Origin of the sequence: Bradyrhizobium diversitatis (genome assembly GCF_016031635.1) — a bacterium.
In the GTDB taxonomy this organism is placed as follows: domain Bacteria; phylum Pseudomonadota; class Alphaproteobacteria; order Rhizobiales; family Xanthobacteraceae; genus Bradyrhizobium; species Bradyrhizobium diversitatis.
In genome coordinates this window covers 1-22,301 of the sequence record NZ_JACEGD010000016.1, presented here as the reverse complement: position 1 = coordinate 22,301, position 22,301 = coordinate 1, and the positions used below count along the sequence as shown (strand labels likewise).

The 22,301-nt window shown below is 63.8% G+C and carries 21 protein-coding genes; 9 read left to right on the top strand and 12 right to left on the bottom strand.

From position 1 onward, the window contains the following. Nucleotides 1-251 precede the first annotated feature (251 nt). The 3 genes from H1B27_RS18510 to H1B27_RS18500 all read left to right on the top strand — a co-directional run bounded on the left by H1B27_RS18510 (nucleotide 252) and on the right by H1B27_RS18500 (nucleotide 4,155). Nucleotides 252-1,091 (top strand): formate/nitrite transporter family protein, encoded by an 840-nt coding sequence (locus H1B27_RS18510; RefSeq protein ID WP_197967029.1) that lies wholly within the window; start codon nucleotides 252-254, stop codon nucleotides 1,089-1,091. A gap of 60 nt (nucleotides 1,092-1,151) precedes the next feature. After that, the gene (locus H1B27_RS18505; protein WP_197967028.1) at nucleotides 1,152-2,888 is read left to right on the top strand and encodes a bifunctional protein-serine/threonine kinase/phosphatase; all 1,737 of its coding nucleotides are present in this window, start codon (nucleotides 1,152-1,154) and stop codon (nucleotides 2,886-2,888) included. A gap of 226 nt (nucleotides 2,889-3,114) precedes the next feature. After that, complete coding sequence (locus H1B27_RS18500; protein ID WP_283817008.1) at nucleotides 3,115-4,155, top strand: acyltransferase family protein; 1,041 nt, start codon at nucleotides 3,115-3,117, stop codon at nucleotides 4,153-4,155. An 81-nt stretch (nucleotides 4,156-4,236) separates the two neighbouring features. Here the strand turns inward: H1B27_RS18500 and H1B27_RS18495 are convergent, their stop codons facing one another. Then, a complete protein-coding gene (locus H1B27_RS18495) occupies nucleotides 4,237-5,154 on the bottom strand; it encodes an intradiol ring-cleavage dioxygenase (protein ID WP_197967026.1) in 918 nt (305 codons plus the stop codon). Nucleotides 5,155-5,317: 163 nt separating this feature from the next. Here H1B27_RS18495 and H1B27_RS18490 point away from each other — a divergent pair, with 163 nt between their 5' ends. Continuing rightward, on the top strand, nucleotides 5,318-6,592 hold the full coding sequence (locus tag H1B27_RS18490) for a serine hydrolase domain-containing protein (RefSeq protein WP_197967025.1): 1,275 nt from the start codon (nucleotides 5,318-5,320) through the stop codon (nucleotides 6,590-6,592). Nucleotides 6,593-6,636: 44 nt separating this feature from the next. Here the strand turns inward: H1B27_RS18490 and H1B27_RS18485 are convergent, their stop codons facing one another. The 3 genes from H1B27_RS18485 to H1B27_RS18475 all read right to left on the bottom strand — a co-directional run bounded on the left by H1B27_RS18485 (nucleotide 6,637) and on the right by H1B27_RS18475 (nucleotide 9,550). Next, nucleotides 6,637-7,956, bottom strand: a complete 1,320-nt coding sequence (locus tag H1B27_RS18485) for a TRAP transporter large permease (protein ID WP_197967024.1) — start codon at nucleotides 7,954-7,956, stop codon at nucleotides 6,637-6,639. Further along, nucleotides 7,953-8,468 carry a TRAP transporter small permease gene (locus H1B27_RS18480; protein WP_197967023.1) on the bottom strand — a complete coding sequence of 172 codons (516 nt, stop codon included), beginning with the start codon at nucleotides 8,466-8,468 and terminating at the stop codon, nucleotides 7,953-7,955. The genes H1B27_RS18485 and H1B27_RS18480 overlap by 4 nt, the downstream gene beginning before the upstream one ends. 83 nt (nucleotides 8,469-8,551) lie before the next feature. Further along, entirely contained in the window at nucleotides 8,552-9,550 is a 999-nt protein-coding gene (locus tag H1B27_RS18475; RefSeq protein ID WP_197967022.1) for a TRAP transporter substrate-binding protein, read from the bottom strand. Nucleotides 9,551-9,930: 380 nt separating this feature from the next. On the opposite strand from H1B27_RS18475, the gene H1B27_RS18470 reads away from it, so the two are divergent. Continuing rightward, nucleotides 9,931-11,388: a sensor histidine kinase gene (locus tag H1B27_RS18470; RefSeq protein WP_061878246.1), complete on the top strand. Its 1,458-nt coding sequence runs from the start codon at nucleotides 9,931-9,933 to the stop codon at nucleotides 11,386-11,388. 141 nt (nucleotides 11,389-11,529) lie between these two features. On the opposite strand, the gene H1B27_RS18465 is transcribed toward H1B27_RS18470, so the two are convergent. The 4 genes from H1B27_RS18465 to H1B27_RS18450 all read right to left on the bottom strand — a co-directional run bounded on the left by H1B27_RS18465 (nucleotide 11,530) and on the right by H1B27_RS18450 (nucleotide 15,038). Next, entirely contained in the window at nucleotides 11,530-13,077 is a 1,548-nt protein-coding gene (locus H1B27_RS18465; RefSeq protein ID WP_197967021.1) for a peroxidase family protein, read from the bottom strand. A 261-nt stretch (nucleotides 13,078-13,338) separates the two neighbouring features. Beyond that, nucleotides 13,339-13,611 (bottom strand): hypothetical protein, encoded by a 273-nt coding sequence (locus tag H1B27_RS18460; RefSeq protein WP_131866859.1) that lies wholly within the window; start codon nucleotides 13,609-13,611, stop codon nucleotides 13,339-13,341. A gap of 140 nt (nucleotides 13,612-13,751) precedes the next feature. After that, nucleotides 13,752-14,483, bottom strand: a complete 732-nt coding sequence (locus tag H1B27_RS18455; RefSeq protein ID WP_061878249.1) for a cytochrome c biogenesis CcdA family protein — start codon at nucleotides 14,481-14,483, stop codon at nucleotides 13,752-13,754. A gap of 207 nt (nucleotides 14,484-14,690) precedes the next feature. Next, on the bottom strand, nucleotides 14,691-15,038 hold the full coding sequence (locus H1B27_RS18450) for a hypothetical protein (protein WP_311976959.1): 348 nt from the start codon (nucleotides 15,036-15,038) through the stop codon (nucleotides 14,691-14,693). 401 nt (nucleotides 15,039-15,439) lie between these two features. On the opposite strand from H1B27_RS18450, the gene H1B27_RS18445 reads away from it, so the two are divergent. The 4 genes from H1B27_RS18445 (at nucleotide 15,440) to H1B27_RS18430 (ending at nucleotide 18,403) form a co-directional block, all read left to right on the top strand. Beyond that, nucleotides 15,440-16,489: a LysR family transcriptional regulator gene (locus H1B27_RS18445; protein ID WP_061878251.1), complete on the top strand. Its 1,050-nt coding sequence runs from the start codon at nucleotides 15,440-15,442 to the stop codon at nucleotides 16,487-16,489. 28 nt (nucleotides 16,490-16,517) lie between these two features. Continuing rightward, complete coding sequence (locus H1B27_RS18440) at nucleotides 16,518-16,889, top strand: helix-turn-helix domain-containing protein (protein ID WP_020608151.1); 372 nt, start codon at nucleotides 16,518-16,520, stop codon at nucleotides 16,887-16,889. Nucleotides 16,890-17,195: 306 nt separating this feature from the next. Beyond that, nucleotides 17,196-18,017, top strand: coding sequence for an enoyl-CoA hydratase (locus tag H1B27_RS18435; protein ID WP_197967020.1), 822 nt, complete (start codon nucleotides 17,196-17,198; stop codon nucleotides 18,015-18,017). 104 nt (nucleotides 18,018-18,121) lie between these two features. After that, the gene (locus tag H1B27_RS18430; protein ID WP_197967019.1) at nucleotides 18,122-18,403 is read left to right on the top strand and encodes a hypothetical protein; all 282 of its coding nucleotides are present in this window, start codon (nucleotides 18,122-18,124) and stop codon (nucleotides 18,401-18,403) included. Between the two features lie 34 nt (nucleotides 18,404-18,437). On the opposite strand, the gene H1B27_RS18425 is transcribed toward H1B27_RS18430, so the two are convergent. The 4 genes from H1B27_RS18425 to H1B27_RS18410 all read right to left on the bottom strand — a co-directional run. Beyond that, nucleotides 18,438-19,517 carry an isocitrate/isopropylmalate dehydrogenase family protein gene (locus H1B27_RS18425; RefSeq protein ID WP_197967018.1) on the bottom strand — a complete coding sequence of 360 codons (1,080 nt, stop codon included), beginning with the start codon at nucleotides 19,515-19,517 and terminating at the stop codon, nucleotides 18,438-18,440. A gap of 134 nt (nucleotides 19,518-19,651) precedes the next feature. Then, entirely contained in the window at nucleotides 19,652-20,719 is a 1,068-nt protein-coding gene (locus H1B27_RS18420) for an alcohol dehydrogenase (protein ID WP_197967017.1), read from the bottom strand. 83 nt (nucleotides 20,720-20,802) lie between these two features. Further along, the gene (locus tag H1B27_RS18415) at nucleotides 20,803-21,774 is read right to left on the bottom strand and encodes an ABC transporter ATP-binding protein (protein ID WP_197967016.1); all 972 of its coding nucleotides are present in this window, start codon (nucleotides 21,772-21,774) and stop codon (nucleotides 20,803-20,805) included. Next, a partial coding sequence (locus H1B27_RS18410) for an oligopeptide/dipeptide ABC transporter ATP-binding protein (protein ID WP_197967015.1) occupies nucleotides 21,771-22,301 on the bottom strand: 531 nt, incomplete at its 5' end. The genes H1B27_RS18410 and H1B27_RS18415, both read right to left, overlap by 4 nt.

Below are 22,301 nucleotides of genomic sequence, written 5' to 3'. Positions count from 1 at the left end.
CACGCAACTTGCTTTTCTTTCGCCGTCAACGAAGACTGCGGCTTGCCGCATTGATGCAGCCTCTGGCGGCCGCATCCCGGAAGCTCAACTGCTTCGCGGCCCTCCCGGCTCAAAGTCCTCGTGACGCGATTCCCAAAGCTTCCAGATTTTCCATAGCCCTCGTGCGCGGCGGGCCAGCCCGCACGGCCGATCACGTCCAGCCGCGCTCTCCGGAGCGTGTCGATCTCCCTTACGAAGCAAAGGAACCATTGATGTCGTATCTCGCGCCTTCGGAATTCGTCACCAAGATGGTGGATGCGGGCGAGTCCAAGATCTTCATGTCCACCCGGGATACTATCATCCGAGCCTATATGGCGGGCGCCATCCTGGCGCTGGCGGCCTGGTTCGCCGTGACGATCAACGTCAACACGGGCCAACCGCTGATCGGCGCGCTGCTGTTTCCGGTCGGCTTCGTCATGCTCTATCTGCTGGGTTTCGATCTCCTCACCGGCGTCTTCGTGCTTTCCCCGCTCGCCCTGATCGACAAGCGTCCGGGCGTCACGCTCAGTGGCGTGCTGCGCAATTGGGGTCTCGTGTTCGTCGGCAACTTCGCCGGCGCCTTCACGGTGGCCTTCATGATGGCTTTCGTCACGACGTTCGGCTTCACCCAGGGGCCCGACAAGGTCGGCGCCGCCATCGGCAATATCGGCGAAGGGCGCACGCTGGGCTACGCCGCGCACGGGGCGGCCGGCATGGCGACGCTGTTCATGCGCGGCATGCTCTGCAACTGGATGGTCTCGACCGGCGTCGTCGGCGCCATGATCTCGACCTCGGTCCCCGGCAAGGTCATCGCGATGTGGATGCCGATCCTGGTGTTCTTCTACATGGTGTTCGAGCATTCCGTCGTGAACATGTTCCTGTTCCCGTCCGGGCTGCTGCTCGGCGCGAAGTTCTCGATCATGGACTATCTGATCTGGAACGAGATCCCGACCGTGCTCGGCAACCTCGTCGGCGGCCTCGCCTTCACCGGCATGACCCTCTATGCCACGCACGTCATGACCCTGCCGAAGCGCCAGGCCGCCAAGGCTGCGAAGCCCCGCGTTGCGGCCTGATCGAACCCATCTCGACAGGGGAGCCTCGCCCGATCAGGGTGAGGCTCCGCTTTGCAGGTTATGACGATGACCCGCGGACTCCAGATCTCCGTCGGCCAGCATTCCGACAAGGGTCGCAAGCCCGTCAACCAGGACTTTCACGGCGTCCTGATTCCGGAGGAGCCGCTGCTCAGCCTGAAGGGCATCGCGGCGGTTCTCGCCGACGGCATCTCCTCCAGCGCGGTGAGCCAGATCGCCAGCGAGTCGGCGGTCAAGAGTTTCCTGATGGACTATTACTGCACGTCGGAATCCTGGACGGTGAAGACCTCCGCCCGCCGCGTGCTGGACGCGACCAATTCCTGGCTGCACGCGCAGACGCGCAAGAGCCAATACGCCTATGACCGCGACAAGGGATATGTCTGCACCCTGAGCGCCATGGTCATCAAAGCGACCACCGCGCACATCTTCCATGTCGGCGATTGCCGGGTCTACCGCGTCGCCGGAAAGGCGCTCGAGCAGCTGACCGACGATCACCGCATCATCGTGTCGTCCGAGCAGACCTATCTCGGCCGCGCGCTCGGCATCAATCCGCAGCTCGAGATCGACTATCAGGCGTTCGAGGTCGAGGCCGGCGACACCTTTCTGCTGGCAACCGACGGCGCTTACGAATTCGTCGACGCACGCTTCGTCACGAGCGCGCTGAACGAGCATGCGGGCGATCTCGACGCGGCGGCGAAGGCCATCGTCGAGGAAGCCTACCGGCGCGGCAGCGACGACAACATCACCGTCCAGATCCTGCGCATCGATGCGGTGCCGCAGCGCGAGCCGGCCGGCATCTTCAATCAGACCGCACAATTGCCGCTGCCTTCGCTGCCGGAACCCCGCGCGATCTTCGACGGCTACCGGATCGTCCGCGAGATTCACGGCAGCAGCCGCAGCCACATCTATCTTGCCGTCGATGTGGAGACCGGGGAGCCGGTCGCGCTCAAGCTGCCGTCGGTCGACCTGCGCGACAATGCCGCGTACCTGAAGCGCTTCCTAATGGAGGAGTGGATCGCGCGCCGCATCGACAGCCCGCACGTGCTGAAGCCGCGGTCACAGTCGAGGCGGCGCAGCTACCTCTACGTCGCGACTGAATTCGTCGAGGGACAGACCCTGAAGCAGTGGATGATCGACAATCCGCGCCCCGATCTCGAAACCGTCCGCGGGCTGGTCGAGCAGATCGCGGCGGGCCTGCGCGCCTTCCACCGCATGGAGATGCTGCATCAGGACCTCAGGCCCGACAACATCCTGGTCGACAAGACCGGCACCGCCAAGATCATCGACTTCGGATCGGTCAGGGTGGCCGGCGTCGCGGAGGCCGCGCCGCCGGACGAGGCCAACGAAATCCTGGGAACGATGCAGTACACGGCGCCGGAGTATCTTCTCGGGCAAGGCGGCTCGCCGCGCTCCGACATGTTTTCGCTGGCCGTGATCTGCTACCAGATGCTGACGGGAAAGCTGCCCTACGGCACACAGGTCGCCAGGATCCGGCGCAAGGCGGACGTGCGCAGGCTCCAGTATCGCCCGGCCGACGATGACCGCAATGTGCCGGCCTGGGTCGATGGCGCGCTCAGGCGCGCGCTCCATCCCGATCCCTACAAACGACACGAGGACCTGTCCGAATTCGTCCACGAGCTTCGCACGCCCAACCCGGCCTATCTCGACACGCGAATGACGCCGCTCCTCGAGCGCAACCCGCTGATGTTCTGGAAGGTGACGTCGGCGGCGCTCGCCTGCGCGGTCATCGTGCTGCTGGCTATGCTGCACGCGCGCTAGAGTGTGCGCTCATGAGGCGCAGACGTGAGCGTCTGGCGGCCAAACGGAATCTGGGGCTGGTCGGCGCACAGTCGCTCCCTGCCTCCGAGCGGTCCTGGCAAGATGCCGTCCCGCCCCAGCCCACTTAATACATCCTAGCGTAGAGTTTCTCGGCCCCACGCAACCATTTATTAGTATCCTTGCGTGCAGATAGATTTCAACTTGTAATTGACTGTGCAGGGGCGTTTTGCGCATCTTCGCGGGTGTAGAGGCAATGCGCGGCGTTGCTGCGCTGTCGGTGGTCTGCGGACACGCGGTCAGCGCGCGACCCGACATGGTCGGCCCGGCCGTTGCCGAAGGCGTCCTCACCATTCTTGCAAGCGGCGTCGACATCTTCTTTGTCATTTCCGGCTTCATCATAGCAACCACGGCGACGGCGCACCGCGACCCGTTGAGCTTCATCTTCAGACGAGCGGTTCGAATTTATCCGGTCTACTGGCTTGTGTTGCTGGCGGCGTTCGCCAGTTCGTCCTGGATCGATCTGTCGCCGGAGAAACGTCCGCCGCTCGACCTTGGCCTCATCTTCGCGTGGACATATCCGAACTGGTACCTTGGCCCGGCCTGGTCGATTGCTTTCGAATTGCACTTCTATGCCGCAGTTGCGGCCATCCTCGCCATCGCGCCGAACCGGTTGTTCGAACTGCTGTTCGCAGGGCTCGGCATGGTCGTTATTGCCCTCGTACTCCGCCTGCAGCTTGGCATCTATTCCCATCCGCTGGTCCTGGAATTCGGCGCCGGCGTCGGCATTGCCTATCTCCACAGGAACGGTCGATTGCACTTTTCGCGCCATGTTCTGGCAACTTCAGCCGGCCTGTTCGCCGTCGGCTGGTACTGGATATTCGTGTCCGGATCGGCCGACCCGCAATTCGCGCGCGTGCCAACCTACGGCCTCGCTGCGGGATTGCTCATCCATGCCGTGGTGTCTGCCGAGATCGAAGGGCGGTCCTTTTCGCCGATCCTGCAATGGTTCGGCAAGATTTCGTACTCGCTGTATATCGTCCATTACCTGGTGATACGATGGATGATCAACTTTACCGAGGTGTGGCTGTTATCGACGGCCGCGACAATCGTCGCCAGCATTGTGCTCTCCATCGGCCTCGCCTGGGTCTTGCACATCATCATTGAGGCGCCGCTCATCGGATGGGGCCGCAGGTGGAGCGCCGACCAACGGACCTCGGATGCCCCGAGACGAGAGAAGGCCGTGGATATTCCGGCACGGGTCGACTAAGCACTCCGCGCCGGTTCACGCGAGCGGCGATTGCCGCTCTTGGCCGCCAGCTTGCTGTCACGCACCGCCGGCGGGGAGCCCTCACGCCGGCTCCGCCGCCTTCACCCCCAGCGGCTTCGGCGCCATGCCGCCGCCGGGCTTGAGGTAGAATTCGTAGGTCATCAGGTGCCACGGCCCGTTTGCCTTGCTGCCGTCGGGCATCTCAGGATCGTTGCGCGGCTCGACCTTGGCGATGAGTTCGTCCTTGACGCCGAACACCACGTCCGAGTCCAGGTATTTGTCGCCCCCGATGAAGACGTGGGTGATCAACGGCTCGTAGCCCTTCGCATTGACCAGGAAGTGCACATGCGCCGGGCGCATCGGGTGGCGACCCGTCTGCACGATCATCTCGCCGACCGGCCCGTCGGTCGGGATCGGGTAGCTGCACGGCAGGATAGTGCGGAAGAAGAAGCGGCCGTCGTCATCGGTGATGAAACGCGCCCGCGCCGAGGCGCCGATCTCGTCATAGTTCGGTTTTTGGGAGTCGTAGAAGCCGTCATCGTCGGCATGCCAGACGTCGACGGGAACGTTCGCGAGCGGCTTGCCCTTGAGATCGGTGACGCGGCTCCGCACGAACATCCGTTCGCCCGTCTGATTGTTCGGCGAGATGTCAGTGCCGTGCGCGGTCACCTTGTGCTCGCCGACATAGAACGGACCGAGCACTGTCGTTTGGGTCGCGCTCTCGCGGTCGCGGTGGTTGACGGCGTCGACCAGCATGGAGACGCCGAGCACGTCGGACAACAGGATGAACTCCTGGCGCGTGTCGGTGCATTTCTGCCCGGTCCGGGTCAGGAAATCGATGGCGTATTCCCATTCCTCGAAGGTCAGGCCGGTCTTGCTCACGTAATCGTGCAGCGACTTCACCAATTCCTGCAGCAGGAATTTTGCCCGTGTATCAGGCGTCTGGTCGAAGCTCCGAACGACGGCTTCGGTGAGTTCGGTCTCGTTGAACTGCGTCATGATGCGTTGCCCTCGCGTTTTTCTCGTTGGCCCGGCCGGGCTCCCTGGAGGCGTTCCGCCGCCGAGCCTACACCAGTCGCCCCAGCCGCGTTAAGCGCAACCGACTTGGAATGGGGCCGCCATTTCGGTATCAACTTTCCGACAAAACGCCCCGGAGGAACTGATGCTCGCCCCCACCCCCGCCTCGCCCGAATCCGTCGGCATGTCCAAGGCCGCGCTTGACCGCGTCGATGCCCATCTGAAGAACCGGTACATCGATGCCGGCCGTTTCCCGGGGACACAGCTTCTCGTCTATCGCCGCGGCAAGGTCGCCCACAGCTCGGTGCAGGGCTTCGCCGATGTCGAGCGCAAGGCGCCGGTGAAGGACGACACCATCTACCGCATCTATTCCATGACCAAGCCGCTCACCAGCGTCGCCTTCATGATGCTGGTCGAGGAAGGCCTCGTCGCGATCGACGAGCCCGTTGCCAAATACATTCCGGAATGGAAGGATCTCGGCGTCTTCGTCGCCGGCACCTACCCGGCCTTCCTGACCCGGCCGCCGTCCCGGCCGATGCTGATCGTCGACCTGCTGCGCCACACCTCCGGCCTCACCTACGGCTTCCAGCAGCGCTCCAATGTCGATGCCGCCTATCGCAGCGAGAAGATCGGTGAGGTCGAGAAGTCAGGCACGCTCCAGACCATGATCGAGGGATTGGCAAAGATCCCGCTGGAATTCTCGCCGGGCGAATCCTGGAACTACTCCGTCTCAACCGACGTGATCGGCTACCTCGTCGGCAAGATCTCGGGGATGCCTTTCGAGCAGTTTCTCAAGCTGCGGATTCTCGATCCGCTCGGCATGTCCGACACCGATTTCCACGTGCCGGCGTCGAAGGCGCATCGCTTCGCCGCCTGCTATTCCGCCGATCCCGGCGGCGGCATGACCTTCCATGCGGGCCAGCGCCGCGAGGGCATCACGCTGCAGGACGATCCGACGACGAGCTCGTTCCTGTCACCGCCCTCCTTCATCTCCGGCGGCGGCGGATTGTGCTCGACGGTCGCCGACTATCTCACCTTCTGCCGCGCCCTGCTCAATGGTGGTGAGCTCGGCGGTGTCAGGCTGATCGGGCCGAAGACGCTGGCGCTGATGACGACGAACCACATCCCGGGCGGACGCGCGCTGCCCGAGGTGTCGCGCTCGCTGTTCTCCGAAGCCACCTATAACGGCATCGGCTTCGGCCTCGGCTTCGCCGTCACCATGCGCCCGGCGGAGACGCTGATCGCCGGCAGCCCCGGCGAGTACAATTGGGGCGGCGCGGCCACGACCTCGTTCTGGATCGATCCGGCCGAGGAGCTGATCACGATCTTCATGACGCAGGTGCTGCCGTCGAGCGCCTATCCGATCCGCCGCGAGCTGCGCAGCATGGTCTACGCGGCCATCACCGAGAGCAATCTGTAACCAATCGCGGCCGATCCCGCGGCCGTCGTCCGCGGGATCGCATCTCATTTAAGCATCTCCGGCACGATCAGACGCGGCAGGAACAACGATACGCTGGGCCAGACGATGACGGCCGCCAGCACCAGCAGCATCGGGATCAGCATGATCACCGTGTCCTTCAGGGCATAGCGCAGCCGCACGCCGGCGATCGAGCAGGCGATCATCAGACACAGGCCGTAGGGTGGCGTCACCAGTCCGAAGGCCAGCGATACGATGGAAATGATCGCGAACTGGACCGGATGGAGATCGACCGACTTGGCGAGCGGCTCCAGCACGGTGCCGACGATGATGATCGCCGGGATGGCGTCGAGGAAGCAGCCCACGACCAGAAAGCAGAACGAGATGAAGAAACCGGCCGCAACAGCGCCCATGCCCCAGGTCGAGACGTTGGCCAGCAGCTCTTGCGGGATCTTGTAGTAGGCGAGCAGCCAGCCGAATGCACTTGCGGTGCCGACACAGAACAGCGCCACGCCGGCAAGGCGCCCGGTGTCGAGCAAGGCCTTGTACAATTCGCGCAGGCCCGTCTCGCGGTAGAAGAACGTCGAGAGCGCCACGGAATAGAGCACCGCGACGCAGGCGGACTCCGTCGCGGTGAACCAGCCGAGCAGAATGCCGCCGACGACGATGAACGGCGTCGTCAGCGCCGGTATCGACCGCCAGATGGCGTATCCCATCTCGACCCAGGTCGATTTCGGGTAGGTGGGGTAGCCCCGGCGCACGGCATAGATGTGCACCGTCACCATCTGCGCGCCCGCGATCAGCAGGCCCGGCACGATGCCGGCCAGATACATCGCCGCAATCGAGGTCGAGATCAGCCCGCCCCACACGATCATCAGGATCGACGGCGGAATGATGACTGCAAGCACCGCCGACACCGCGGTGATGGCGATGGAGAACGAAAGGTCATAGCCCTCCTTGTTCTGCGCATCGATGAAGATCTTGGACTGGCTCGCCGCATCGGCGGTGGAGGAGCCCGAGATGCCGGCAAAGAACACCGACAGCACGACGTTGATCTGCGCCAGGGATCCCGGCCAGTGCCCGACCATCGAGCGCGACAGCGTCACGAGGCGATCGGTGATGCCGCCGATGCTCATCAGGTTCGCCGTCAGCAGGAAGAACGGCACCGCGAGCAGGATGAATGAATTGTACGCATTGAAGGTCTCCTGCGCGAGCATCATCAGCGACAGGCGCGGCTCGATCAGCAGGATCGGCACGCAGGCAAGGCCGAGCGCGAAGGCAACCGGCACGCGTGCGATGAGCAGGCCGATGAAGGCCCCGAACAGCACCATCGCAGCCTGTCCGGCAGAAAGTACGGTGCCGCTCATCTCTGTGCCCCGACCAGAACGCGTATTTCATCGATGATCTGTTCACCCGCAAAGACGATCCACGTAAGACCGGCCACCGGCCAGGCGACGTGGATCAGCCAGAGCGGCAGATCGGCCAATTCCGACGTTCTGTTCCAGGCAAAACGGGTGAACTCGATGCCGGCGGTGACGAACACCAGCGCCAGCGCCAGCACGCCGAGTCGCGCGAGGATCCGCACCGCGGCCTCCGACCGCCGCGACAGGTCGGGCCACACATCCACCTCGAAATGCTGCGCTTCCCTCACACCGACCATGGCCCCGATCATGATCGTCCAGATGAACAGGAAGCGCGCCATTTCCTCGGTCCAGATGTAGGACGGAATGAACGGCGTGTAGCGTGAGATGATTTGGAGCGTGACCGGAACAACGAGGATGCCGACGCAGGCGGCCAGCAGGATTTCCAGCAATTTCGCATAGGCCGCCGTGATGCGGCGCCACAGCGACGGTGTGGACGGGACGTGCATTTCGGACATTGGAGCTCCGTGCGGCGACTCATCCGCCATGTCCGGGCAGGAAGCGGGGCCTGCCCGGAATGCCGACGGCGGATCAATCGACCTCAGACGACGTTGATCTTCTCGAAAATGCCCTCGGCGCCGATTTCCTTGGCGTAGGTGGCCATCACGGGATCGGCGAGCTTCTTCATGGCGTCGCGCTCCTCGAAGGGAACGCGCTTGAGCTTGCCGGCCTTCTCGAGCGTGTCGAGCTTGACGACCTCTTCGCTCGATTCGAGCTGGCGGCCGTAGTCGCCGGCCTCCTTGCCGGCCTTCATGATCGCGTCCTGCAGATCCTTCGGCAAGGTCTTCAGCGTCTTCACCGAGAAGCAGATCGGCCGGATCGACACGGCGTGCTGGGTCAGGTTGAGATGCGGGGCCACTTCATAGAACTTCATCGCCTCGACGCCGGCCGCCTCGTTCTCGCCGGCCGAGATCACCCCGTTCTGGATCGCGTTGTAGATTTCGTTGTAGGCGATCACGGTCGGGCTCATGCCGACGGCCGCAAAGGTCTTCGACCAGATCGGCGCGCCCTGCACTCGGACCTTGAGCCCCTTGAGGTCGGCAAGATTCTTGAGCGGCTTGTTGGCGAAGATGTTGCGGATGCCGCCGCCGGCATAACCGATCAGAACGACCTCGGCCTTGGCGGCGACCTCGTCGGCGATCGGCGCCAGGATGTTGGCTTCGACGACCTTGTTCATGTGATCGATGCCCTTGAACACGAAGGGCGCGTCGATGAACGGGGCCGCCTTGGCGAAGGTCGACATGTGAGCCGGGGAAACGATGCCGTAATCGACAGCCTTGCCCTGCGACATGTACTCGAAATACTGCTTCTCGAGGCCGAGCGAGGAGTTCTTGTGCAGGGTGAAGTTGACCGGCTTGCCGTAGTACTTCTTCACCAGCTCCTCGAACCGGATCAGCGCCCGGTTGAAGGCATGGTCGTCATTGAACTGGACCGCGCCGTTCAGCGTAATCGGGGCTTGCGCCCTGAGGATCGACGGCATGCCGAGCGCAGCCGCCGCAGTGGTCGCACCGATACCAGCGAGAAATGACCTTCGCTTCATCCGTCTCCCCTCCCTTTGAGGCTCCGCCCCTGTCGCCGGGGCGTGAGCGCAGCCGCTATGCGGCTTGCATTCATGGAGCGTATGAAAAACTACGGCGGGACGGAAGTCATTTCGCTTGGGCTGGACGTCCTCTTCGTCGCAGAGCTCCGCCGGTGCCGCCTGCTGCACTGCCGCGATCGCGATGATCTGACGCCACTCCAGACTGCGTCGCAGCGTCTTTCGCGGGATCGCTCCGGCCGTGAAAATCGTGGCACCGGGCAAGTACTGCCCTTATGGTTCTCCCAAAATCATGATCCGGCGCCGCTGCGCTGGAACCGGGACGCCCACGCTTGTCAAAGCTTACCCTGCCGGTCCGGCTCGCCCTCCTGGTCGCGGGAACGATGTTGCCGCTGATCGTCTTTGCCGTCGGCCTCGCCTATTCCAACTATCGCCAGGATCGCAGCGAGGCAACGCGCCGGGTGCTGGAGACCGTGCGAAGCATGCGCCTCGTGCTCGACTCCGAGGTGCAGCGGATGACGGGCGGCTTGCAGGTGCTCGCGCTCGGCGATTCCCTGCAAAGCGGCGATTTCGACGGCTTCCGCCGGCTGGCGGTCGAATTCACGAGCCAGTATGGCGGAGACAGCGTCCTGCTGCTGGCCGACAGATCCGGCCGGCAGCTGTTTTCGACCGTGACGACGGAAGCAGCGAGCCTGCCGCCGCGCAACAATCGAGAGATCGTCGAGCGGGTGTTTGCAAGCAAGGCGCCGCAATATTCTGACCTGTTCGTCGGTTCGACCGAGAAACGGCCGATCGTGACCGTGGAAGTTCCCGTGCTTCGCAATGGCGAAGTGGCCTATGCGCTCTCCTTCAGTCCGCCGATCGCGATATTCCAGAAACTGGTCGAGCAGCAGCGGCCAAACGATCAATGGACGGTGTCGCTGCTGGATACCAAGGCTCGCGTGTTCGCGCGTACACCCAACCCTGCCGAGACGTTCGGCAAGCAGGCTTCCGGCGCACTCTACGATGCGATGTCCCACACACCGGAGGCCGCGCTTTCGACCGTTTCGCTCGACGGCGTCGCGCTCTCCTCCGCCTTCACCAGATCGCAGCTGACCGGCTGGACGGTCGTGGCCGGCGTCAGCGAGAGCTCGCTGATCGCGCCGCTCTGGCGCGACATCGCGATCACCGGCCTGATCGGCGGCATCCTGCTGCTGGTCGGCCTCACCTTTGCAGTCAGGATGGCGACCACGATCGCACGCGGCGAGATGCTGCACGATCTCCTGATCGAGGAGCTCAACCATCGCGTCAAGAACACGCTGGCCCTGATGCAGGCGATCGCGGTGCAGACCTTCCGCAGCGCAAGTCGGGACGAGCGGACCAAGTTCGAGGGACGGCTCGGCGCGCTGGCCGAGGCGCATAATCTCCTGAGCCAGGAGAAATGGGCGGGCTCGGAACTCCGGGACGTGATCACCCGCGCGCTCCAGCCGTTCCGGATGAGCAATCACGACCGCATCCGCATGGCCGGCCCGGCCGTGCCGCTGTCGCCGCGGCTCGCCGTGGTGCTGTCGATGATCGTGCACGAGATCGCCACCAACGCCGCGAAATACGGCGCGCTGTCCAACGAGACCGGCCGGGTGACGCTGGACTGGGAGGTCATCGCTGATGCGCCGAAGCCGCGACTGCGGCTGATATGGACCGAGACCGGCGGGCCGCCGGTGACGGCGCCGGTGCAACGCGGCTTCGGCTCGCGCCTGATCGAGCGCAGCGCGCGCGACCAGCTCGACGGTGAGGCAACCGTCGACTTCCTGCCGCGCGGCGTGGTCTGCACCGTGATCTGCACGCTGGACGAGGCGCCCTGATCCAGGGCGCAAGCGCAACACGAGCGTCCTGCACGCCCAGACCGGCGCGCCATGCGCGCCGGTCTGGGCCATCGCCAGCAAGGACGGAAACGTTCCAGGCCCGACTGCATCGATGCGCCCGGCGATCGCCGGGCGGGAGATCTAGACCGTCGTAATGCCGTCGATCGGGCTGATATCGCCGACGAAGCGCAGCAGGTCGGCCATCGTGAATTCGCCCGGCACTTGCGATGGAAGCGTCGGCTTCCAGGTCTTGCCCTTGAGCCACAGGTACGACTGGTGATCGCCGTGGACGAGGCCGATGAAGACCTCGGCGAGCAGCGTCGCGCCGACCGGCCCGAGCCGTTCACCGCCTCCCCGCTGCTCCGCCTCCTTGAGGATGTAGTACCAGAGCGGGGTGTGCTGGTGCAGGCCATGCTTCTTCGCCACGGCACCGTCGCTCCCCTTGGAGATCTCTTCCGGAGACAGTGGATTCTTGATCTTCATGGCCTTGGCGACGTCCTGCCCCGACGGCAATCCCAGCAACACGCCGCGCTTGAGATTGCGGAACGGCAGGCTGCCGCCGTCACCGGGCAGTGTGTGGAGTTGCGGCACGATGAAAGGATCGATCTTGCGCGACGGATTGAGCGTCACGCCCGCAGGATTGTTCGGCAGCACTTGGAAGTAGCGCCGCCAGTCGATGATCCAGTTGCTTGAAAGCACCGGAAGTGGGAGCGGCGGCTGAATCGGATTGGGTGCGAGGTCTCCGATGATTCCTCCCGAAAGACCGGTGAACCTGAACAGCAAATCGAGAGTTGCAGGAATACCGCCCGGGCCGGGCGTGAAGATCCTGTTGTGGCTATAGACCTGGCGAACCATGCTATGACCGAGACGATAGACCGCCCCTGAAAACTCGACAGGCATGTAGGGAATCTTCTTGAAGCGATAGAAGCGCCGACCCTGCTCGAGGATCTTTGCGACGATGCCCTTCTCGGTGATCCGCTCCACGAAATCGTGCAGGACCATCCATTGGTAGTGCCAGGTCACGATGCGGCGCGCTTCCTCGAAGATCTCGCCCGCCGGCTTGCCGGACGCCGCGAGCTGATCGCAGACCTTGTTGTGAAACTTCAGCATCGCAAGATGGGTTTGCGCGACGAGAAGGTTCTCGTCGTTGCGGTGATCGCCGATCAGCGCAAACCCCTCCGGATTGCGCGGCAGGTCGTTGCGATGATTGCCGGTGATGGCGTCGACGTTGACGGTCTTGCCTATCAGCAGCTTGGGACCCGGTGTCTTGCCGCTGTCGCTCGCCGAATTGCGCGCGTACAGATGACGGCTTCCGTCGGGACCGAGACCGTAGATGCTGTCGAGATCGAGTGCGGGCGTGCGAAAATTCGTGACCGCCGTCGGATCGGCTTCCTTCTCGCCGAAGGAGGTCAGATCGAGCGTGATGTCATGATCGACGAATTGGCCGAGATAGGTGAATCCCGCCGGGACGTTGAGATTGTTTCCCGCGGCGTCGCCGGGGGCGGGATCCTTCATCGCGTCGGCGAGCTCATGCAGCGGACCGTCGTCGACAGCCAGCGGCTCCAGGGTCGGAAACATCCGGCCAAACATGCCCGGATCGTCGTGTCCGGAAAGCGTATCCAGAAATTGTCGCGTCGGCTGACGTCCGGCCTTGCCATGACCGGGATGAACATTCACGTCGGTTCCCATCGCTTGCTCCTGCTTCAGAATGCTTAAGGGAGAGGGGCGCCGAAGATGTCGCTTGGTCTAAAATTCTCGTTTCAGTATATGTTCAGAAGAATTGCCCCTCAGGGTGTAGTACAACGAAATATTACTACAGATTGCATTCTGTCAGTGAGTCCCACCGACGAGGCTTTTTGCCCCACCAACGACACAGGCTTTTGATCGTCTTGAGCTCGAGCGGGAAAGACTAAGGCGCGATCGACGCGCCCGCTCAATCTCCTTTGCGCGTCAGCGTTTGGCTGCGAACCGCGACCAGATCTCGGCGTCCGTGTAGAAGTCCACGCCGCCATCGAGATCTCTCACCAGCCACTCGCCGAGATAGACGATCTGGGTGCCGCTGCGCCGCTCGTGCCGAAGCTCGAATTTTCCATCGGCATCCTTCTGCAGCGAGCAATTCGACTGAACCCAGCTCGGCCACTCCTGCAACGGCTGTCCCAAAAACTGCCAGGCAACCAAAGCAGCGTTGTCCGACAAGGGTTCTATGCGCAGTGTCTTGTTCACGTGATCTCCACCATGCGAGTGTCCCCCGATGCAACGCCTCGGGACTGGAAAGGTTTGGCATCGTCGTTCCGCGACAGCATGCCTGACGGATTTCAACGGTTCCTCTACTTTCTTGTCCGTGAAAACCCGGTCTCCGCGTCCTAACCGATCGTCTGCAGTGCCGGGAACGTCTCGAGCAGCCAGATGCTCACATTCGAGACCGCGCCGGTGAGAAAGCCGATGCCGGTGATCACCATCAAGACGCCCATGGCGCGCTCGACATTGACGAGATGGCCCTTCATGCGTGCGAACAGCGCGGAGAACTGTTCGATCATCAGCGCGGCGATCAGGAAGGGAATGCCGAGGCCCGCGGAATAGACCGCGAGCAGGCCGGCGCCCTTCGTCACCGTGGCTTCGGCCGCGGCGATCGAGAGGATCGCGGCGAGGATCGGGCCGATACAGGGCGTCCAGCCGAAGGCGAAAGCGAGACCCATGATATAGGCGCCCCAGAGGCCGACCGGTTTGGGGATCGGCAGCCGTCCCTCGCGCATCAAGAGGCCGATGCGCGTCAGGCCGAGGAAGTGCAGGCCCATAATGATGATGACGATGCCGGCGAGAATCGACAGCTCCGCCGACCAGGCTCGGATCAGCCCGCCGACCAGCGAAGCGCTGGCGCCGAGCGCCACGAACACCGTGGAAAAGCCGAGCACGAACAGAAGCGCCGACATCATGATCGCGCGCTTGGAGGCCGCGGCCGGCTCGTCGCTCTCAACATGCTCGATCGTGGCGCCCGTCAGGTAGACCAGATAGGGCGGAACCAGAGGCAGGACGCAGGGCGAGAGGAAGCTGACGAGGCCGGCAATCAGCGCCGCCGGGATCGAAACATTTTGCATGATGCAGTCGAAGCCATCTCAGGCACCGGAACGGCGCGCAAGGGAATGCGCCCGGCCGGAGCCGAACCGGCTCTGGTGTAGCCGATGGCTGAGAATGCGCAACAGAGGCGCACGAAAACCAGGGCTCCTCCCGATGCCATCCGTGATCACAGATGCGGCATCGGGACGCGCACAAACCTCGCCAAAAAGCGAGATTCGGCGGCGCGGCTACTTCACCACGCGGAGCAGCGGACGCCGGGGCTGGTCCTGCGTCTGCTTGGAAGGGGTCGGCGGCTCGCTCGCAGCGCTCCGCAGCATTTCGTCGCACAGCGCCTTGAGATCGGCACTGTCAATTCCTTTCAGCTTCATCCGCACGTCAAGGATGACAATGGACAGCATCTCGGCCGACTCACGGTTGTTGCACTCGTTGAGAGCCCTGCGGCACTCCTCGAGCGTTCCCAGCACCGACTGCAACTGTTCGTCTGAATGCGACACTTGCGCTCTTTCCGTTAATTCGGCCTGCGAGACGTATTTGTGGCGCCCCCTTTGGCCCGCATGGACGACCAAAGATAGCACGAGGCTACTGCGCCTCCGAACCTGATTTCAGTGTGTTTCTGCCGTGGGACCGCGGTTCCGGCCGCACTCGCCCCGCAGCAGCATTGGCGATCGCCGAACTGGTCCAGGAGCGAACGTCTTGCGCGGTGCGATCGATCCATCGCGTGAGACGGCATTTGCCTTCGCGCATGAATTTCCATCACGGACAGCGCCGGCCATCCCGCAGCCATTTCACGGCTCGCAACGGAACTCACGCCACATTCCCCTCAACGGGCGATAGCCTGCCCAATCCCACCCCAAGACAGCACCCCAATACCGCCCACAAGTTGATAAGGATGACGTTCAAAACTCGTCATTCCCCAACCCGCCGTGGTTGTGGTTTGCGTCAGATTCTGCCAGTTTAGCTACCTGAAGGAAATTGTATGCACTCCTTGGCGGAAAGGGGCGTTCCGCTGGAAGAACGCCCAAAGACAATTATCAGCGGCCTCTCCGATTGGGATGCGGCCCGCATTTTCCTGGAAGTCGTCCGATGCGGAAGTTTCCGCTCGGCGGCCGAACGCCTGTCGCTGTCGATCAACGCCGTCCGCCGCCGGATCGATGATTTCGAGCGTCAGACCGGCACCACCCTGTTCACCCGCGACGTCCACGGCACCCATCTGACCGACGAAGGTGCGATGGTGGTCTCCGCCGTCGAGCGCATGGAGGCCGCGGCCTTCGACGTGCTGCGAACAAGCGATTCGACCGCCAACGTCCTGTCCGGCGAGGTCCGCGTCGCCGTCACCGAAGGCCTCGGGACGTTCTGGCTCGCCCCGCGGCTGGTCGAATTCCAGCAAGCTTATCCGAAGATCCTGGTCGACCTGCATTGCGCGATGCGCTCGGCCGACGTCTCCCGCCATGAGGCCGACGTCGCCATCCATCTGTCGCGTCCCTCGGCGCTCGACGTCAAGCTGGTGCGGCTCGGCCGCATGCATCTGATGTTCTGGGCCTCGGAGAAATATATCGCAAGACATGGCGCGCCGCGCTCGGCGGCGGAATTGATCAAGCACCGCCTGGTGCTGCAATTCGCCGACCAGCTTGCCGCCAAGGAGACATTCGAGAGCTTCTTCCCGGGCGTTTCGGAACGCGACCTCCTGGTCATGAAGACCAACGTCTCGAGCGCCAACTACTGGGCGGTCGCGAATGGCGCCGGCATAGGCGTATTCCCGAGCTATGCCATTGCGCTTGGCGGGAAGTTGATTCCACTGGAGGTCGAGCTGAACCGACCGCTGGATATCTGGCTGTCCTACCATCCCGGTAGCGGCCGCATTCCCCGCGTGCGGCACATGATTGACTGGCTGATCGACGCTTTCAATCCGGCTCGCTTCCCGTGGTTTAAGGAAGAGTTCGTGCACCCGCATGAATTCAAGGACTCGTATATGGGCGAACCCCTGACCCAGCTCTTCGGGGGATTTTCAACCGAAGAACAAAGGTGAGACGAATATGAAAGCAGCGGCCAAAAGAATGAAGCAGCGCAGTGCCGGCAAGCCGGACATTGAGCTTGGCAAGCGGATCCGTCTGCGGCGCGTCGAGATGAAGATCTCGCAGGCCGAGCTCGGCGAGAAGCTGGGTGTCAGCTTCCAGCAGGTTCAGAAATACGAGAAGGGCGTCAATCGCGTCGGCGCGGCTCGGCTTCAGCAGATCGCCTCCGCCCTCGATGTGCCCGTGACCTTCTTCTACGACGGCGACAACAAGGCCCGCGAAGTCGAGAGCCTGCTCTTCCTCGACAGCGCCTTTAGCCTCCGCCTGCTGCGCGCCTACAGCAAGATCAAGGACCAGACGGTGCAGCGTCAGCTCGTCTCGCTGATGGAATCGATCGCGGCGAACGAGAGCTGAGGTCGGTCGGCGCTCTGGCCTTTACGGCCGATGTTCAATCCGCCGCGTCACGGGGGCGCGGCCGGATTGAACGAGAGCCGACGGGATATGCCTGCGCCCGCGCGCTTGCGCGAGGTCTGTCTTCGGGTGGCCTGTCTCGGGGCGGCCTGGTGGCCCTTTCTTCTTGGCGGTTTGCCGCCATTTGCCGAACTCCGCGCGCCATGCAATCGCAGCACAGGCGGATGCAAGCTCTCCTCCCCTGTGCCGGTTGACCGCGGCAGCGGCGACGCCGCACATTGCGCTCGGCCACCGACAAGCGAGCGCGCGATGCCCGACATTTCCAGCACGACCGGAACTCCTTACGCCGGCGGCAAGATCCTCAAGCACGCGGCCGATGGTGTCGGCGTGGTCACCTTCAACAATCCCGACAAGCGCAATGCGATGTCGCTGGAGATGTGGGAGGGATTTGGCGAGGCGCTGGCGGCCTTGCGCGACGACGACACCGTGCGCGTCGTGATCCTGCGCGGCGCCGGCGGCAAGGCGTTCGTCTCGGGCGCCGACATCAGCCAGTTCGAAAAGACGCGGCACAATGCAGCGGCGTCGGAGGAGTACGCCAAGCGCAGCGCCGCCCAGCGCGCGCTGCTCGCCGACTATCCGAAGCCGACCATCGCCTGCATCGACGGCTATTGCCTTGGCGGCGGCATGCAGGTCGCGATGCTCGCCGACATCCGCCTCGCCTCGCACGGCAGCCAGTTCGGCATTCCTGCAGCCAGGCTCGGTATCGCCTACGGCTATGACGGCTTGCGGCATCTGGTGTCGCTGGCCGGTCCGGCCTGGGCGCGGCTTCTGATGTACACGGGCATGCGGATCGATTCCGCCGAGGCGCTGCGCATCGGTCTCGTCGAGCGCCTGTTCCCGGCGGGTGAGCTCTGGGGCGAGACCATGACGATCGCCGAGACGATCGCGCAGAACGCCCCGCTCGCGATCAAGGCCGCCAAGATCACCATCGCGCAGGTGCTGAAGGACGAAAGCGCGCGCGACATGGAGGCGATCAAGGCAATCGGCAACGCCTGCATGGACTCGGAGGATTTCCGCGAGGGCCGGCAGGCCTTCATGGAGAAGCGCAAGCCGAAGTTCCGGGGGCGCTGAAGCTGAACCGGCGTTCAGGTAGATTAAATTCCTCGTGCAACTTTACACAGCCGCAACCACTTGATGTCGCGAAAGTTCTCCCGCCACCAACGAGGGAGATTACGATGACACTGAAATCTGCTGTTCTTGGTCTGGCTGCCGTCGGCAGTGTGGCCCTCGCCTCGGGACCGACCCTCGCGGCAATGCCCAACGGCATCCCGCAGGCCGACAAGATTGCAATCGGTCCGTCCGCCGACATCGAGCAGGTGCGTTGGGTGTGTAACCCCTGGGGCCGCTGCTGGTGGCGCCCGAACTATTATCGCGCCTACGGCTATTACGGCGGCCCGCGCTTCTACGGCCCGCGTCCGTGGGGCTGGCGTCATCACCATCACTGGCGTCGCTGGTGAACGACAAAGGGGCCCTCGGGCCCCTTTCCTTTCATTACAGGGCCCCCAACACGGCCTTCGTGATATCCGCCGTGCCGTTGCTGCCGCCGAACTCCATCGGCTTGATACCGCCGGCATAGATCTGGTCCACCGCACGCTCGATGGTCTCGCCCGCCTCGGCCGCGCTCTCGATGCCGTGCTTGTCGGCGAGCCAGTCCAGCATCATCGCCGCAGACAGGATCATGCCGGTCGGATTGGCCTTGCCCTGCCCCATGATGTCGGGCGCGGTGCCGTGGCATGGCTGGAACACCGCGTACTTGTCGCCGATGTCGGCCGAGGGCGCCATGCCGAGTCCGCCGATCAGGCTGGCGGTGATGTCGGAGACGATGTCGCCGAACATGTTCTCCATCACCATCACGTCGAAATCCCAGGGACGCTTCACCAGCATCGCCGAGCAGGCATCGACATAGAGGCGGTCGGTCTTCACCTCGGGATGCTTCCTGGCGATCTCGTCGAAGATGCCGCGGAAGAAGGCAAACGCCTTGAACACGTTCGCCTTGTCGACGCAGGTGAGCATTCCTGGCTTGCCCCGCGCCTTGCGCCGCTCGGTCAGGCGGAACGAGAACTCGAACAAGCGCTCGGATGTCTTGCGGGTGATCACCAGGGTCTCGCGCGCGTCCTCATGGGTGACGACGCCCTTGCCCATCGAGGCGAACAGGCCTTCGGTCGATTCCCTGATGACGACGAGATCGATGCCGCGTCGGTCGGCGCCGACGATCGGGCTCGGCACGCCCGGAATGAGCCGCGCCGGACGCACGCCGGCATAGAGATCGAAGATGAAGCGCAGCTCGATCTGCGGCGCGATCTCGGTATTATCAGGGTAGCGCACCGACGGCAGGCCGCAGGCCCCGAGCAGGATCGCGTCCGCCTCCTCGCAGAGCTTGATCGTGGTGTCCGGCATCGACTTGCCGGTGGCGAGATAATTGTTGGCCCCGGCCGGCGCCTCGGTGAACCGGAAGCGCAGGCCTGACTTTTCGCCGACCTTGCGCAACACCTCGAGCGCCGGCGCCATGACTTCGGGACCGATGCCGTCACCGGCGAGCACGGCAATGTGGAAGGCGTTGTTTGCAGACATGGGGTTCCTGTATGAAGGAAGGTCTAGCCTCATCATTGCGAGGAGCTCTTGCGACGAGGCAATCCAGACTGTGTCCGCGGAGGAACTTCTGGATTGCTTCGCTACGCTCGCAATGACGGAGGAGAGAGTTGTTACTACGGCGTCAGCACCGTGCGTCCGACCACCGCGCCCTGCTGCAGCTGCAGCAGCGCGTCATTGGCCTTGGCGAGCGGTTGCCGCGTCACCGGAATCGGCGGCACCTTCTTCGTTCGCACCAGCTCGAGCAATTCCTGCGTCTCGCGCAGATTGCCGACATAGCTGCCCTGGATCGTCACCGCCTTGATCGGTATCAGCGGCAGTGCCCAGGTCGCGCCACCGCCGAACAGGCCGACGATGACGAGCTTGCCGCCCTTGGTCAGGCAGTCGAAGCCGAGCTGCGTCGTCGCGGCATTGCCGACGAGGTCGATCACGGCGCGGATCGGGCCGCCTGCCTTCTTCGCAAGTTGCTCAAGCGCATCCGGCGCCTTGGGATCGACGGTCGCCAGCGCGCCGGCCTTCTCGGCCGCCTCGCGCTTCTTCGCGTCAATATCGACCATGATCGCACCCTTGCCGCCCATGGCCTTGAGCAGCGACAGCGCCATCAGGCCGAGGCCGCCGGCGCCGAACATCACGATCGGCGTGTCGAAATACTGCTCGACCTTCTTCAGCGCGCTGTAGGTGGTGACGCCCGAGCAGGCATAAGGCGCGGTCGTCGCGGGATCGAGCCCTTTCAGATTGAGAAGATAGCGCGGATGCGGCACCAGCATGTGGTCGGAATAGCCGCCATCGCAATAGACGCCGAGCGAGCGCGGCGTCAGGCACATGTTCTCGTCACCGGCAAGGCATGTGGGGCACTTGCCGCAGCCGATCCAGGGATAGACCAGGCCGACGTCGCCGAGCTTGAGATCGCCCTGATCGGTCGGCTTCACATCGGGGCCGAAAGCCAGAATCTCGCCGACCGTCTCGTGGCCCATCGTGAGCGGCAGGTTGATGCCGCGGTCCTTCAGTGACAACGGCTTGCGGCCATGGCCGAGATCGTAACCGCCTTCCCAGATGTGGAGATCACTGTGGCAGACGCCGGCCGCCTTCACCTTGATCAACACCTGCGTGCCCGATGGCTGCGGAGTCGCCTCATCGACCTCCTGCAGCGGCGCCTTGAAATCGGCAACCTTGAAACTCTTCATTGGCGTCCTCCCGGAATGCTTCTCGTTCTCAGCGCAGCATGCCATGACCGGCGAGACGAGACAAACCCGCGAGCGGTCTTAGTTCAGGCCAGCGGATGATGGCAAGCCACGAACTGGCCGGGTCCGATCTGGCGCAACTCGGGTATCTCCGCACTGCATCGCTGATCGGCGCGCGGGCAGCGGGTGCGGAAGCGGCAGCCGGACGGTGGTGCAATCGGCGATGGCGGCTCGCCTGTCGCTACGCTCTCGGCGGGACGAACGTCCGGATCGGGCACCGGAATCGCCTGCAACAGCAGCCCGGTATAGGGATGTGCGGGACTTGCGAACAATTGCTCCGACGGCCCGACCTCGCAGAGCCGGCCGAGATACATGACCGCGACGCGATCGCTGACCGCTTTGACCACCGCGAGGTCATGTGCGATGAACAGCAGCGTCAGACCGAAGCGCGCCTTCATCTCCTCCAGCAGGTTGAGGATCTGCGCGCGGATGGAAACGTCCAGCGCCGACACCGGCTCGTCGCAGACGATGAACTCGGGGTTGAGCACCAGCGCTCGCGCGATGCAGATGCGCTGGCACTGGCCGCCGGAGAACTCGTGCGGTAGACGGCCCGCCACGAGATCGGGATCGAGCCCGACCGCGGAGAGCACCTCCTGAACCCGCCGCTTGCGCTCGGCGGCATTCTTGACGCCGGCGATGATCAGCGGCTCGGCAACGATATCGCCGATGCGACGGCGCGGATTGAGCGAGGCGATCGGATCCTGGAAGATGAGCTGCACCCGGCGGCGCATCCTGCGCAGCGCCTCGCCCTCCATGGCCGTGAGGTCCTCGCCGTCGAACAGCACACGGCCGGATCTGGCGCGGCGCAATTGCAGCACCGCGCGCCCGAGCGTCGACTTGCCGCAGCCGGATTCGCCGACCAGCCCCAGCGTCTCGCCGCGCGCGACCTGAAAACTGACGCCGGAGACGGCGTGCACCGTCTTGTTGCCGAGACCATATTCGACGACGAGCTTGTCGACATTCAGAAGCGGCTCGGGGCGCACGGCAAGCTGCATCATGCGCCGATCCCTTCCGTCATCCGGATCGGATGGAAGCAGGCATAGAGATGTCCAGGCGCCTCCGCGTCCTTCAGCTCGGGCTTGGCCTCGTGACAGCGTCCTGCGGCATAGCGGCAGCGCGGCGCGAAGGAGCAGCCACGCAGCGGCCGTGTCGGATCGGGCGGGCGGCCGGAGATGGCAGGCAGCGGCGTATGCGGCGCGGCATCAAGCTTCGGGATCGCCGCCAGCAGCGCCTCGGTGTAGGGCATGTGCATGCGCTTGAACAACGCCGAGGTCGGCGCGCGCTCGACCACCCTGCCCGCATACATCACCGCGACCTCGTCGGCACGGCCGGCGACGACACCGAGATCATGGGTGATGATGATCATCGCCATGTGACGGCGACGCTGCTCGCGCGCGAGCAGATCGAGGATTTGCGCCTGGATGGTGACGTCGAGCGCGGTGGTCGGCTCGTCCGCGATCAAGAGCTTGGGCTCGCAGGACAATGCGATCGCGATCGCGATGCGCTGGCGCATGCCGCCGGAGCA